General features: G+C 49.5%; 11 protein-coding genes and 1 tRNA gene. 5 read left to right on the top strand and 7 right to left on the bottom strand.

The features are described 5' to 3' along the window. Window positions 1-202 precede the first annotated feature (202 nt). Window positions 203-1,906, bottom strand: a complete 1,704-nt coding sequence (gene gldG / locus K384_RS12365; RefSeq protein WP_071837501.1) for a gliding motility-associated ABC transporter substrate-binding protein GldG — start codon at window positions 1,904-1,906, stop codon at window positions 203-205. 87 nt (window positions 1,907-1,993) lie between these two features. Here gldG and mtaB point away from each other — a divergent pair, with 87 nt between their 5' ends. Both mtaB and K384_RS12355 read left to right on the top strand, forming a co-directional pair. After that, window positions 1,994-3,313, top strand: coding sequence for a tRNA (N(6)-L-threonylcarbamoyladenosine(37)-C(2))-methylthiotransferase MtaB (gene mtaB, locus K384_RS12360; RefSeq protein WP_038032806.1), 1,320 nt, complete (start codon window positions 1,994-1,996; stop codon window positions 3,311-3,313). 38 nt (window positions 3,314-3,351) lie between these two features. Beyond that, complete coding sequence (locus K384_RS12355) at window positions 3,352-4,125, top strand: sulfite exporter TauE/SafE family protein (protein ID WP_051633388.1); 774 nt, start codon at window positions 3,352-3,354, stop codon at window positions 4,123-4,125. On the opposite strand, the gene bioA is transcribed toward K384_RS12355, so the two are convergent. The 3 genes from bioA to K384_RS12340 are packed head-to-tail and all read right to left on the bottom strand — an operon-like array spanning window position 4,067 to window position 7,207. After that, window positions 4,067-5,434, bottom strand: a complete 1,368-nt coding sequence (gene bioA / locus K384_RS12350; RefSeq protein ID WP_051633387.1) for an adenosylmethionine--8-amino-7-oxononanoate transaminase — start codon at window positions 5,432-5,434, stop codon at window positions 4,067-4,069. The two genes, K384_RS12355 and bioA, sit on opposite strands and share 59 nt — an antisense overlap. Next, window positions 5,412-6,056 (bottom strand): dethiobiotin synthase, encoded by a 645-nt coding sequence (bioD, locus tag K384_RS12345; RefSeq protein ID WP_038032805.1) that lies wholly within the window; start codon window positions 6,054-6,056, stop codon window positions 5,412-5,414. Before bioD ends, bioA begins: the two co-directional genes overlap by 23 nt. Then, a complete protein-coding gene (locus K384_RS12340; RefSeq protein ID WP_051633386.1) occupies window positions 6,044-7,207 on the bottom strand; it encodes an aminotransferase class I/II-fold pyridoxal phosphate-dependent enzyme in 1,164 nt (387 codons plus the stop codon). Before K384_RS12340 ends, bioD begins: the two co-directional genes overlap by 13 nt. 104 nt (window positions 7,208-7,311) lie before the next feature. Here K384_RS12340 and K384_RS12335 point away from each other — a divergent pair, with 104 nt between their 5' ends. Then, the gene (locus K384_RS12335; protein WP_038032804.1) at window positions 7,312-7,749 is read left to right on the top strand and encodes a hypothetical protein; all 438 of its coding nucleotides are present in this window, start codon (window positions 7,312-7,314) and stop codon (window positions 7,747-7,749) included. A gap of 436 nt (window positions 7,750-8,185) precedes the next feature. Further along, window positions 8,186-8,674 (top strand): hypothetical protein, encoded by a 489-nt coding sequence (locus K384_RS12325; RefSeq protein WP_157630166.1) that lies wholly within the window; start codon window positions 8,186-8,188, stop codon window positions 8,672-8,674. A 114-nt stretch (window positions 8,675-8,788) separates the two neighbouring features. On the opposite strand, the gene K384_RS12320 is transcribed toward K384_RS12325, so the two are convergent. Then, a tRNA-Val gene (locus tag K384_RS12320) sits at window positions 8,789-8,866 on the bottom strand. Between the two features lie 188 nt (window positions 8,867-9,054). On the opposite strand from K384_RS12320, the gene K384_RS12315 reads away from it, so the two are divergent. Beyond that, on the top strand, window positions 9,055-10,224 hold the full coding sequence (locus tag K384_RS12315) for an MFS transporter (RefSeq protein WP_038032795.1): 1,170 nt from the start codon (window positions 9,055-9,057) through the stop codon (window positions 10,222-10,224). Between the two features lie 57 nt (window positions 10,225-10,281). On the opposite strand, the gene K384_RS12310 is transcribed toward K384_RS12315, so the two are convergent. Both K384_RS12310 and mltG read right to left on the bottom strand, forming a co-directional pair. Then, window positions 10,282-12,084 carry an OstA-like protein gene (locus K384_RS12310; RefSeq protein ID WP_051633385.1) on the bottom strand — a complete coding sequence of 601 codons (1,803 nt, stop codon included), beginning with the start codon at window positions 12,082-12,084 and terminating at the stop codon, window positions 10,282-10,284. Then, window positions 12,077-13,138, bottom strand: coding sequence for an endolytic transglycosylase MltG (gene mltG / locus K384_RS12305; RefSeq protein WP_084147231.1), 1,062 nt, complete (start codon window positions 13,136-13,138; stop codon window positions 12,077-12,079). The genes K384_RS12310 and mltG overlap by 8 nt, the downstream gene beginning before the upstream one ends. Between the last annotated feature and the right edge of the window lie 55 nt (window positions 13,139-13,193).

Genomic DNA, 13,193 nt, shown 5'->3' with positions numbered 1-13,193 from the left:
CTTTTTGCCTCCTTTCTTTAAGTTTTTGAAGAAAAGGGTTTTAAAGGTGAAACATAAATTTGGAACGCAAAGATAAACTTCTCATTTTAAATAAACAAACAAACAAGCGTATAAATTAGTTGTCTGTAAACCAAACCAATAGCAGCGGGCAGCCAAGAGCGGCCTCTGTCTCCAAACAGCTCTTTTACCGGGCACGGCTTGGCTACTTCGTGAGTCTTCCAAAGCGCCAATAACGCACCAAATGATAAACGCCCCCCAGCATCAGGGTAATGAGCAGGGGCATGTAAAGGTTGAAAGCTTGCCAAAAGGTGCGCTCTTGCTGCACGCGGTCTTTGTCTAAGTAACGCAACCTTACTTCCTTGTTACGTGCCAGTATCAATTGGTTGTCATCGAGCATATAGTGCAGCAGGTTCACCACAAAGCGTTTATTGTCGAAGGTAATGCCCGTATTGCGGTCATAGCCCAAGGGCAACACTTGTTTTTTCTGCCAGTTCACCTCATTGCGTATAAAGTCACCGTCGGCACATATGAAAATGCGCGTGGGCTTCACGCTTTCGGCAAGGAAGGTTTTGGCACGGGGGTCTGAAGGCAAAATCCGGTTTTGATACAAGGAACGGAAGCGGCCTTCCAAAAGATAAGCCACGGTGCGCGCGCCATCATTAAACAGCTCCGGGTCGGGGTCTAAGCGTGCCTCGTTGTAATGAATCACGAAGGGGATGTCAAGCACTTTTGTTTTGGGCGAGCTGGCAATCAAAGGGATTTTCTTTACGCCGTCGGCTTTCACCGTGTCGAGCGTACACACATACCGCCCGATGACTGCATTCAAGTTTTTGGTGACCGGATGCGGAAAGAAGTTATAGAATATCGGATAGTACCGCCAAGGCAAAAACTCCATTTGCGGTTTGCCTGCCATCTCGCCTATGATAAGCCCCAACACACCACAATTCAGGTCTTCAATCAGTTCATAATTGTAACGGATACCATAGCGAAAGAGCAGGTCAATCAAACGGTGGTCATAGCCTATGGAAACGGCGCCCTCGGGGGTGTTGATGCTGTCTTCGCGCACTTCTACCGCATCTAAAAAGAAGAGCACGTTGCCCCCCTTCATGACGTACTGGTCTATTTTATATTTTTCTTCTTCGGAAAAAGCGGTCTGCGGCTTGGCGATTATCAGGGCGTCGAGTGTATCCAGCGACACTTCCGAAAGACGAATGCCATAGATTTGAAAGAAACGCGACAGGCTTTGATTCAAGTCGTCAACCTCCGGGGGTGTCAGCTCTTTATGACCATACACATAGGCTATTTTTTTCTTCTTCTTGAGTGTAAGCTGGTAGATGGCCGACGCCAGTTCATACTCCATGTTTTCTATAGAGTGGTTGATAATTTCTTGTGGGTTGGCCAATGCTGCCCGCTGGTCACCTTGAAGCAAAGAAATGGAAGTGTACTTGTTGCCGTAAGAGAGAATGGCACCGGGAAACAAAAGCTTTTCCACCCGCTTGCCTTCTTCTTTCACAAACACATTGGTGGGGCTCACGCCGTGCATAGCCAAGTATTGAATAAGCGAGTCACGTGCTTCGGCCGGTTCTATACTTTGCGGGTCGATAAAACGGTATTGAATATTGCTGCCGCCATATACGCGAAACTCTTCGAGCAGCTCTTCCATGGAGCGCCGTAAACGGCGGAAGTCTGCCGGCAGGTCGTCGCCGTGCAAATACACTTGAATAAAAACGGGACCTTCCAAGCCACGCAACAGCGCTTGCGTTTGGGGGGCTATCGAGTAACGTTTGTCTTCGGTGAGGTCAATGCGTATTACAAAATATTGCGCCAACAGGTTAAGGACAATGATTGCCGCCACGCCTATCAAAAATCCGCGCAAGGCATGCATGCGCTTTTGAGACCTCTTCATAAACGTTTTTGAGTTTTTGTGGGTTATACACAAAGTAAAACAGAAATTCGTAATTTTGCACAATCTTTACCTTGACCGCCGGGAAATATGAAAAGAGTGGCTCTTTACACGCTGGGTTGTAAGTTGAATTTTTCAGAGAGTTCGACCATTGCAAGGCAATTTGAGCAGAAAGGTTACCGGGTAGTGCCTTTTACCGAACAGCCCGATATTTTTATTATCAATACTTGCTCGGTGACCGACCATGCCGACCGCAAATGCCGCAAGGTGGTCAAGCAGGCATTAAAGATATCGCCTCATGCATTCATTGCCATCATTGGGTGCTATGCGCAACTCAAACCACAAGAAATTGCCGAAATCGAAGGGGTGGATGTGGTGCTGGGTGCCGCAGAAAAGTTCCGCCTGCTGGAGCTGATAGACACTTTCGAAAAAAAGCCACAAGCCGAAGTGTATGCTTCGCCCATAGAAGAGGTAAAAACTGTTTTTGAGCACGCCTATTCCTACGGCGACCGCACACGCACCTTTTTGAAAGTGCAAGATGGTTGCAATTACAATTGCAGCTTTTGCACCATACCTATGGCACGTGGCAAGAGCCGCAGCCCCCGCATTGCCGATATTGTAGAAGAAGCACGCCGCATTGCAGCCACCGATGTGCGCGAAGTGGTGCTGACGGGTGTAAATATTGGCGACTTTGGCATTATAGACGGGCGCCGCCAAGAGCATTTCATCGACCTTATCAAAGCATTGGACGAAGTGGACGGCATTGGGCGTTACCGCATTTCTTCGATAGAGCCCAACTTGCTTACCGAAGAAATCATTGCCTTTGTTGCCGGGTCGAAGCGCTTCGCCCCTCACTTTCATATTCCCCTGCAATCGGGCAGTAATAAGATATTGAAGCAGATGTACCGGCGGTATCAGCGCGAACTTTACGCCGACAGGGTGGCCACCATCCGCCGTTACATGCCTCATGCCTGCATCGGTGTGGATGTGATTGTAGGCTTCCCGGGCGAAACCGAAGAGGATTTTTTAGAGACCTACCAGTTCCTGAATGAGCTGGAGGTAAGTTATTTGCACGTATTCCCCTATTCGGAACGCGCCAACACACCGGCCGCTTCCATGCCCGGACGCCTGCCCGAGCGTGAACGCAAGCGCCGTGCCGACATGCTGCGTATCTTATCGGAGAAAAAACGCCGCTATTTTTACGAACAACAATTGGGCAAGCAGGCTACCGTGCTTTTTGAAGAGGAGGTAAAAGCCGGAAAGATGTTCGGTTTCACGGAGCAATACGTGCGCGTAGAGGCAGACTATGATCCGCTCTTGGTGAACGAGTTTGTGCCCGTGGTGCTTGACCGCATCAATGCGCAAGGGCACGTAGAAGTGGAAATGCCCGTGCATGCGCTTTCTCACTAAAAGCTTTTTTGTTTTGAAAAACATACGCCTTCTTCACAATGATTGACGAGTTGATTTTGTTTTCTGCCTCGCTTATAGTGGGTGTAATCAACACTTTGGCAGGCAGCGGCAGCCTCATTATGTTGCCCCTGTTGATTTGGATAGGACTGCCTGCCCCCATCGCCAATGGCACCAACCGTGTGGCTGTGGCTCTGCAGTCACTGGTGGGCTTGTGGCAATATGGCAAGAATTACGATATAAATTACCGGGAGGCGGTATGGGTGCTGACACCTGTACTTATGGGGTCACTGAGCGGGGCATATATAGCCACGCAGGTGTCGGCAAAAGTTATAGAGGGGGCTATAGGTGTTTTAATTGTGGTCATGCTGGGCATGACCTTACTAAATCCCAAGCGCTGGCTGCGCGAAAGTGAGGAATATGAGCAGCGCTATAAGTCACCGCTGTGGCAAGTGGTGCTGTTTGCCATAGGGGTTTATGCCGGTTTTATACAAGCCGGTTCGGGCATTTTCCTCATCATCGTCATGGTCATGGGGCTCAAGTTCAATCTGAAACGTGCCAATGCCTACAAGCTGGTGAGCATGGCGGCTTTCGGCTTACCGGTTCTATTCATTTTCGCTTCACAAGGGCAGGTCAATTGGCACTATGGCAGCATCAGCGCTGCCGGACAGATGATAGGCGCCGTGGCCGGCGCCCGTTTTGCCACCCGCTACCCCAAAGCCAACCAATGGATTTACGGCTTGGTAGTGGTGATGCTTATTGCTGTCCTGGTGCGTTATTATGAGTTGTATCGCTGGTTTTTGCCGGCTCATTAAGCATTTCTTCTATTACAGCGTATGCCATTTGCAGCTCTTCACCGGTAATCACATAAGGCGGCAGTACATACACCACATTGCCCAAAGGGCGTAGAAGCACCCCCTTGTCCAAAAAATAATTGTAGAGATGGTGGCGCGCTTCATTGAAATAGTGCGTCTGCTGTTCAGTCTCTATCTCTAAGGCGAAGATGGTGCCCATACAGCGCACATCACGCACCCGCCGGTGGTCCCGTATGCGCGCTTCAAAATCGAGGTGTGCCTGGGCAATGGCTGAAATCCGGCTCATGCATTCCGGACGTAAAAGCAAATCCAAACTGGCATTGGCAGCAGCACAAGCCAAAGGATTGGCAGTGAAAGAGTGTCCATGGAAGAAGGTTTTCATGATGTCCTCCTGCCGGAAAGGTTCTATGATGCGTTCGGTGCAGGCAGTTACGCCCAATGCCATGGTGCCGCCGGTCAAACCCTTCGACAAGCAAATAATATCCGGCTTATGCAGGCAGTACTCCGAAGCAAACAGGCGCCCCGTGCGTCCAAAGCCGGTCATCACTTCATCGGCAATGCAAATGATGTCGTGCTTTTGTGCAATATGAAGCAGCTGGTCTAATATTTCCGGGCTGTACATACGCATGCCCGATGCCCCCTGCACCAAAGGTTCATAAATGAAAGCGGCTACTTCGCCGGTTTGTGCCAGCGCTTCGAAACGCTGCAGTGTGGCTGCCACTTGCCCGCAGCGCTGCGGCTTGTCTTTTTTTCCGCCACAACAAAAAGGTTGATAGCAAGCCGGAAAATCCAGAAATTCCACGTCAAACAGATAGTCGTCGAAGGGAGCATTGAAAGGGCTGCGCTCGCCCACCGACATGGCACCGAAGGTATCACCGTGGTAGGCGCCGTCCAATGCTACAATTTTTTTCTTATGCTTAAGTCCCAAATTATACCAATACTGCATGGCCATTTTCAGGGCAACCTCGACGGCAGTAGAACCGTTGTCAGAGTAAAACACCTTACTGAACCCGTTGGGCAGTATTTGCAGCAAGCGCTCAGCCAGACGCACCGCCGGCTCATGGGTGAAACCGGCAAAAATCACATGCTCGAGCGTACGTGCCTGCTTGGCAACAGCCTCAGCAATATAGGGATGGCTGTGCCCATGCAAATTTACCCACCAAGAAGCGATGGCATCCAGTATCCGGCGCCCGTCTTCGGTGTAAAGCCACACTCCTTCTGCCCGCACCAACGGCAAGGGCTCGGGGCTTCCTTTCAAAGGGGTAAACGGATGCCAGATACTCTTTTTATCTCTCTCCAGTAAGCTCATAAATGTTTTTTCTAAATTCTTCGGCATAGCGTTCAATGGTGGCAGTGTCTATTTTTTGCTCCGGCAATATATGAAGCAACTTCTTATAACCGGTATGGTGCAAAATAATGTCTTCACTTTGCGGGTTGGGTTCACCATTAAATACAATACCCAAGACCGGCACCCGGCGTGCTTTCAGCGCCTCATAAGTAAGCAGGGTATGGTTGATATTGCCCAAATACAGATTGGATACCAACACCACCGGTACTTGCAGCTTCAGGGCTATGTCTATCACAAAATGCCGGCGGTTAAGAGGCACCAGCACCCCTCCCGCTCCTTCAATCACCAAGGGTTTGTTGGTTTGAGGGCGCACTATGTTTTCCAAGCGGATTTCTACTCCTTCGGCAGCAGCCGAAGCATGTGGCGATGCCGGCATTTGCAGTTCATAGGCCGAGGGAAACACCTCAAAAGCAGGATGTGAAACCCAGGCGGCCACTGTGTCGGCATCGCGTGGCAAGCCCGACTGCACGGGCTTCCAGTAGGCAGCCCCCAAAGCTTGAGCCACAATAGCACTTACCACTGTTTTGCCACTGTCTGTTCCTATGGCAGTTACAAAAACATCTTGTTTTTTCAGAAATTCCATGAGCGAAAAGATTCAAATAGTTTATCCACTTCGTCAAAAGTGTTGAAGGCATGCAAACAAATGCGCAAACGCTCTTTGCCCTCAGGCACGGTGGGCGCCAACACTGCCCGCACATCCAGCCCCTGTTGCTGTAAATAGGCGGCCAGCGCACGGGTACGTTCGTTTCCGCCCACTTCTACCACCTGTATGGGGCTTTGTGTCTCCCAAAAATGCAAGCCGGCCGCAGCCTGCACTTGTTTTTGTTTTTGCTTGTAATAATGCACTATTTGCCACAAACGTTGTTGCAAGGCAAGTGTTGTGGCAATCTTGTCAAAAGCGGCCTCTATGTAGGCGAAGCTGTGCAGTGGCAAAGCGGTCGTATAAATAAAAGCCCGCGCAAAGTTTAGCAGGTAGTCAATAAGCAGGCGGCTGCCTGCCACACAAGCGCCATGCCCCCCTATTGCCTTGCCGAAAGTATAGACGCGTGCAAGCAAAGCCGGGTGACGGTGCAAGCCTTCCACGCACAGCAGCCCTTCGCCGCGCGCGCCCCACAGGCCGGTACTGTGCGCTTCATCTACCACCACATGGGCACCATACTGTCCACATAAATCAAGTATTTCTTTCAAAGGTGCCCGGTCGCCATCCATGGAATACACACTTTCGACTACTACGAAGCAGTGCCCTTTTGCTTTCTGCAGACGCTGCTCCAAGTCGTTCAGGTCGTTATGCCGGAAATAATGACGGCCGGCAAAGCTGAGCCGGGCGCCCTCCCGCAAACTGGCATGAATCAACTCATCACACAGGATGGTATCGCCCCTTTGGGGTATGGTAGCCAGAAGAGCCGTATTTGCCTGGTATCCCGAATTGAATACCAAGCAGGCTTCGGCATCGAAAACAGATGCCAATTTGTCTTCTACTTCACACATGTAAGCATGGGTGCCACTAAGCAAGCGCGAGCCGGTAGCCCCTCCCCGCAAAGGGCGCAACTGCATCACCTTGGCATGGGCTTGCTCCAAGAGATGGGCATCCCGCGCCAAGCCCAAATAGTCATTAGAAGAGAAATCGACCATTCCTTCTGCCAAAGGCGCCATAGTGCGCAGACTGTGCGCTTGACGCCGCCGCTCCAGAGCGGCTCGCAAGGCGGCTTGCAAATTGTCTTTTCTGAGCATCATATGTGCAAATATATAGAGAAAAATACGCTTCGAAAGGAATGAAAAAATAGGATTATCACAAGAAAAGAAATAACTTTACAGCTATAAACAAAGTGTAACAAGTTATGAATGACCAACTAAGCATCATCAGCAGCGAGGTTATGGAAATGTTTTACGAGCCGGATAAATCCTTGCTCGTTCAACGCTGGAAGGGCGGCGGACTGGACGAAGAAAAGTTCAAGCAAACCATCCAACAGATAAATAAACAGGGTGAGCGCATAGCAACGATGGGTATGAAGGTAGTTTATGAAATCATTGTACCGCAGTTCAGTTTTATGATTCCCCCCGATTTGCAAGAGTGGGCAGCAGAACAAAGTAAAGAGGTCATCAAAAAAGTGGGGCTTCAAAAAATAGCAGTTGTCATTCCCACGGCTATTCAGGAACAACTGAACATCGAAGCTTTGTCTGTGGAACAAACGGTGGAAGAGATGGCAAAAATAGGTGTGGCCTATCGCATTGTAGGAAGCGAGGCAGAAGCTCGAGAGTGGTTTTGGGAAACGTAGGCGTTTATGCGCGGGTGCCCCGTGCCTTTCAGGTGCTTGGGCAGCCCGGCTTCTTTGCTTTGTTGTCCCGGGTTCGTTCTTTTGCTTTTCCTTTTGTCCCTTCAAGCGTCCCTCCTTCTCATTTCGAGCATAAGCGGGAAATCTCTTTGGGGGATAAAGGCTTGGCTTGCCGGGCAGTCTCGCTTCATTACATTTCGCTCGACATGACAAAACCAATACACTTGGCTCAATGAGATTTCTCACTGCGCTGCGCTCCGTTCGAAATGACAAAAGATAAGCTTGACTTGAAGAAATGTCTCACCCCACTTCGTTCCGCCCGGCATGACAAGGCGCAAAGAGCCGTTTTTTTTTGAAAAAAGTTGTAATTTCATAAAAACTGCCAAACCGTTTCCACAAAAGATAACGCCTTACTGCATGCGATATACCCCCCAACGCAATGGACAGAAACAAGTTGTTGGAATTTCCCGGTTACGATGCCTCAAAGTATGACGAAGTGGACAGGCTTATTTCCATCACTGAAAACAAGTTGGACGATGGCGAAGATGCAAGAGATGAGATTGCTCAAATTCATGCATTGGTCGGGAAAGTAAACGAGTTCACCGAATATACTTTCCGGAACTACTGGCGTTCAATAAGCAAGGAAGAGCTGATTGAAAGGATTTTAACGCCCCATCCGCCGGAAATAGACAAACTGAGCCGTGATGAAATACTGCTCGTCTTAAAAAAGATGACAGAGACGGAGATCGAGCATAGCTCATATTATTTGGAGCTGCTCAGCAAAAACACACCCTATGCGTACAGCCTGTCCGACTTGGTCTATTGGCCTCACCGCTTGGGATACCCGCCGGATTTGTCTTTGGAAGAGATGGCAGGCATCATATTTCGTAATGAGCCGCCTCCGGTCCTCCGAGACCGGCAAGCGTGAAGGTATCCTGTATGCTTCGGTAAGCTCCTTTAGCGATTCATACAAGCCGCCGCTCACGTGACAAAAGCTTAGACATAAAAAAACCGGCTTCTTTCCAAGCCGGGACATTTGATTTGGTGGAACGTACCGGATTCGAACCGGTGACCTCCGCCCTGTCAAGACGGCGCTCTAAACCAACTGAGCTAACGTTCCTTATATGTCGATGGCAAATATATAAAAAGTGCCATAAACAGGCAACGGGATGCTCTTGCTTTTTAAGGAGCAGGTCGAGTCCAAAAAAAGTGGATAAACACTTGTTTGCAAAAACATTTTTTTTTATGTTATTACACACATTAAATAATCATCCTCATTTATTTACTGTAAATTAAAGCTTTATTCTTATGGAAGAGACAAAGTTTGCCAAGCAAGAAACTTCTACCGAAGTTATTGAAAAAAGTCAAAGGTCCATGCGGTCGGAGATAAGCAAAGCCCTGCTGCTCATTGCTTTGTTCGAAGCCATCATTACAGTAGGATGGCTGGCATATGAAGAATACCAACCGGTCATTCTGCAGAAGTATGGCTTTGCGACGCTTGCCTCGGTGCTTATTATTGCTCAAGGGGTGCTGGGTGCTCTATTGCATCCCATATCGGGGACTATAGCCGACCGGCTCATGCGTAAGAACGCCTCTAAGTTCGGAATCATCCTTGCCGGTGGCACCTTTGCGGCGCTGGTGTTTCTTACCGTCGCTATTATCCTGCTCAATCAACCGGGCACAGGCATTACCAAGGCATTGCCTTTCATGGTGATTTTATGGCTTGCTGCCATGAGTTTGTTTCATAGCCCGGCTGTTTCCCTGATTGACCACTTTGTGCCGGCCGAGCGCTTCCCGCAAGCCGCCGCCAAGCTGACCATTGCTTTCGGTTTGATTTATGCCTTGGAACCGTTGGTAGTTCCTATTTTAGACGCCATTGGACTGACGGCTACTTTTGTCTTGGGCGGTGTGCTGGTCATGGTGGGGGTATTGGCTATTCGAAGCATTGCTTCTTTTCCGCTGAAAACCAAAAGCGAACAGGAAAGTGCGGTGGTATCTTCCGGCACGCTGTTTTATCTTTTTGCTGTGGGTGTGCTGGTGGGCACCGGGCAGGCATTGCTGTTCTACTATGTGCCCAATAAAGTAGATATTGCCGCTATCCAAGCTGCCATTCCTTTCATCAACAGCGGTGAGGTCTATCTGTCCTTGCTTTTGTTGTTTGCAGCACTGGCCTCTTTGCCCATAGCCCAAGTGGTAAAACGCTATGGCGAGCAAAAGACTTATATAGTGGCCTTCCTGCTGTCGATACTGTGGGCATTAGTGGCCGGCAATCCGCTGCCTGTGTGGATGTATATGCTGTTGGCAATCGCAGGCGGGGCGACTTATGCAGCCCTGCATATTGCCTTGCTTACACGCGCCCTGCATAAGGCGCCCGGGGGCAATAGCGGGCGCGGTATCGGCTTTGCCTTCGGCGGGGTGGCTTTGGCATCGGCAGCCATTCTGCTGGTGGCTTATCTGAATGGTTTGTATTGGAACTAAACATATATCAAAGCGCATCGTACGATGCGCTTTGATGGTTTACTTGTAAAATCAACTTTATGGCTTTCCTTGCCCTTTTGAGGGAGGGGCATTTAACTGCTCGCGCAAACGTTGCTTTTTGCTTCTCTTTGGTGCATCATCTTCGTCCGGTGCGGGTTGTTGCCCCGGCAAAGTGGCGTCTTCGTCGGGCGTAGCCGAGCGATTGGGTTCCCGGCTCAATACATTTTCGCGGGTCGGGCGCAGGTGTTCGAGCCAACGGAAACCGGGCAGGCGTTTGTCGGGCTCTTGTAAGAGCTGCGGGGGAATCATCTTGCCGTTGATGTCGCCTTCCAAGCGGATACGTTTGAGCTTTCCTTCTTCAAAAAAAGCCTTCAGAGAAGCGGCTTCGGCATAGTACATCCCGACGAGGCTTGTGTCGCCCTCAAGTTGGAAAAAGATAATTTCGGTGTTTCCATCAACTTCTACCCTTTCTATGCTGCCATCTTTAAAGTAAGCATCCATGCGCCGCCCCTTCACTTGGTTGAAATTGCCGAGGCTGTCGCGCGAAGCGGAAAAACAATTGTCGCGCAGCTCCATCTTGTAGGGTTTGTTGTTTTTCAAGTATAAACGCATGGAATCGGCCAGCACCTGATTGCCTTCATTCCACAAGACGGGGTGGCGGTAAAAGTAAATAGCCGAATCGCTGAAATGATACACCAAAGAATCACAAACTGCCTGAATGTCGCTGCGATAGATTTTAATATTGTGAAATGCCAAAATCTTATGATGGCGGCTGCTGTCTGTTTTTCCGGCTTCTTTTACACCTATTTTGCGGTTGTAGGAAATGAGCGTATCGGCACTGATGAAAAGGGTGTCGCCCGATGATATGTTGCGGATATAGGCATTCTGGTAGATGTGGGTCAGCCCTTTTTTGCCCCAAAAGAAACCGATGTCGCCATTTACAAAGGTGCTGTCTTTCTTGGTATATACTTCGGCATTGCCCTTGGCAAAACCTTCTTTCTTCACATCATCGAAATAAAGGCTGTCGCCTTTGAGTATGTACTCTTTGTTTTCGGCACGCGCCCTGCCCGAAAAACGCGATATTTTGGTTTGGGTCTCATACACGCCCTTTTCGGCATACAACGAGCCGTCGCTTGAATACACGTAGGTAGGACCAAAGAAGTAAGCCACCTTGGATACGGTATTGTACTGCAAGGTGTCGGACTCGATGCGGTAGGTGTCGCCTTCGCGATAACTAAGCACCCGCACAGAGTCCTTGAAGAAGAAAAAGCGGGCGTTGGCATCATAAGAACCCGAACGGCTGTAGAGGCGGTTTTGGGCGTCGCGGATTTGTCCGCCGTTGTAGTAATAGCCTATTTTTGAGTTGAGGTTGTAGTCCAAGAAATCGGTGTTGAGGGTCATTTGCGGGTCGCGCAGCACCACTTCTTGACGTGCCTGCAACAGGCGGCTGTTGCCGTCGTAAATCAAATGGCGGCAAGTGAGCGTGATGGTATCGTTTTGCACCACGCGCACATTGCCGAAGGCTTCCACTATGTTCTTTTCTTCGAACTTATAGGCAGAATCGCACCACAGCAGCACTTCGTCTTGGCGGAAACGGATGCCACGCCCAATAAGCTTAATGAGCTGGGTGCTGTCGGTGCGCAGCGCCACCAGCTTGTCGGCACCGCCCAAAAGCTCTACTTTCCCCCCTTTTTCATAGGTGACGGTGTCATAAGGCAGCTTTTGATAGCGCAGCGTGTCATTTTCAATGACCTGCAGCTTGCGGGCTTTGGGCTTTGGGCGCTTGTCTTTCTGTGCCGTAGCAGCCGGCGTGCCCAAGAAAAGAAAAGCAAACAATAAAAACAGGATGTGTCTATTCATTCTTTTTTCTTAGTAATTGGCTCACAGCTCTTTGATAGCGTCGAGCATTGCGCAGATGCTCGTTGTAATTCTTGGCAAAAAGATGATAGCCGGAAAAGTCATCTTTGGCGCAAAAATACAAATAGTCGTGAAGCTCGTAATTCAAAACGGCATCGATGGCCTGCGGCGTGGGTATGCCGATAGGTCCGGGGGGCAAGCCCTTGTATTTATAGGTATTGTAGGGCGAATCTACTGTTAGGTGCTCTTTCAACACACGGCGTATGGAATAGTCTCCAACGGCATGCACCACCGTCGGGTCGGCTTGTAAAAACATGTTTTGACGCAGGCGGTTAATATACACGCCGGCGATGCGGGGCATTTCGTCGGCTTTGTTGGTTTCTGCCTGCACTATCGACGCCAAGGTCATCACTTCGTGCGGGGTCATGCCTATGGCTTTTGCTTTTTGGCGGCGTTCTTCATTCCAAAAACGACGATACTCGCGCAGCATGCGTTCTATCAGGCGGGGGGCGGGTACGTCCCAATAGACTTCATAGGTGTTGGGCAAAAAGATGCACCAGTAAGAGGTGGAATCCAAGCCTTCGCGCCGCAGAGTATCTTGCCACTGCTGCATGGCCTGCTCTATTTCTTCAGCACTTATCATCAATTGTTTGTCGAGCCATCGCAATATGTTGTCAATCTTTCGCAGGGGAGGAACGACCAGCTGTATGGGCTCTTGCCGTCCGGCGCGCAGCATATACAGCAGTTCTTTGTTGCTCATGTCGGGATGCAGCTTGTAACGCCCCGTTTTCACGTTTTCCTGATAGCCCATCAATTTTGCCAAAAAAGCAAATGACAGTTTGTCTTCGAGCGCATCGTGACGCTCGAGCGAGTCGAGCACCGTTTTGAAAGTAGCCCCTTTGGGTATGTAAAGGTAAACAATGGAACGACTGATTTTGCCGTTGTGCGTGCTCAATATGTTGGGCGCATTCAACATTTGATAACCGTAAAAAGAAAAGGTAGAAAGAAAAATCATCGCGGTTACAAACACTACCACTTTGGTGCGCGTCATTCTCATAGTTTTCGCTTTAAAAAGAGCTTTATATCTTTCCGGTTTGCAATTTACGTTAAAA

This window comes from Thermonema rossianum DSM 10300 (assembly GCF_000426825.1).
GTDB lineage: Bacteria > Bacteroidota > Bacteroidia > Cytophagales > Thermonemataceae > Thermonema > Thermonema rossianum.
This window is presented reverse-complemented; position numbering and strand designations above follow the sequence as displayed.

Bases quoted from the DNA above. Each gene is read 5' to 3' on its own strand.
- gldG (WP_071837501.1), bottom strand. From the start codon at position 1,906: ATGAAGAGGTCTCAAAAGCGCATGCATGCCTTGCGCGGATTTTTGATA.
- K384_RS12315 (WP_038032795.1), top strand. From the start codon at position 9,055: ATGGAAGAGACAAAGTTTGCCAAGCAAGAAACTTCTACCGAAGTTATT.
- mtaB (WP_038032806.1), top strand. From the start codon at position 1,994: ATGAAAAGAGTGGCTCTTTACACGCTGGGTTGTAAGTTGAATTTTTCA.
- K384_RS12340 (WP_051633386.1), bottom strand. From the start codon at position 7,207: ATGATGCTCAGAAAAGACAATTTGCAAGCCGCCTTGCGAGCCGCTCTG.
- K384_RS12325 (WP_157630166.1), top strand. From the start codon at position 8,186: ATGGACAGAAACAAGTTGTTGGAATTTCCCGGTTACGATGCCTCAAAG.
- K384_RS12335 (WP_038032804.1), top strand. From the start codon at position 7,312: ATGAATGACCAACTAAGCATCATCAGCAGCGAGGTTATGGAAATGTTT.
- mltG (WP_084147231.1), bottom strand. From the start codon at position 13,138: ATGAGAATGACGCGCACCAAAGTGGTAGTGTTTGTAACCGCGATGATT.
- K384_RS12355 (WP_051633388.1), top strand. From the start codon at position 3,352: ATGATTGACGAGTTGATTTTGTTTTCTGCCTCGCTTATAGTGGGTGTA.
- bioD (WP_038032805.1), bottom strand. From the start codon at position 6,056: ATGGAATTTCTGAAAAAACAAGATGTTTTTGTAACTGCCATAGGAACA.
- K384_RS12310 (WP_051633385.1), bottom strand. From the start codon at position 12,084: ATGAATAGACACATCCTGTTTTTATTGTTTGCTTTTCTTTTCTTGGGC.
- bioA (WP_051633387.1), bottom strand. From the start codon at position 5,434: ATGAGCTTACTGGAGAGAGATAAAAAGAGTATCTGGCATCCGTTTACC.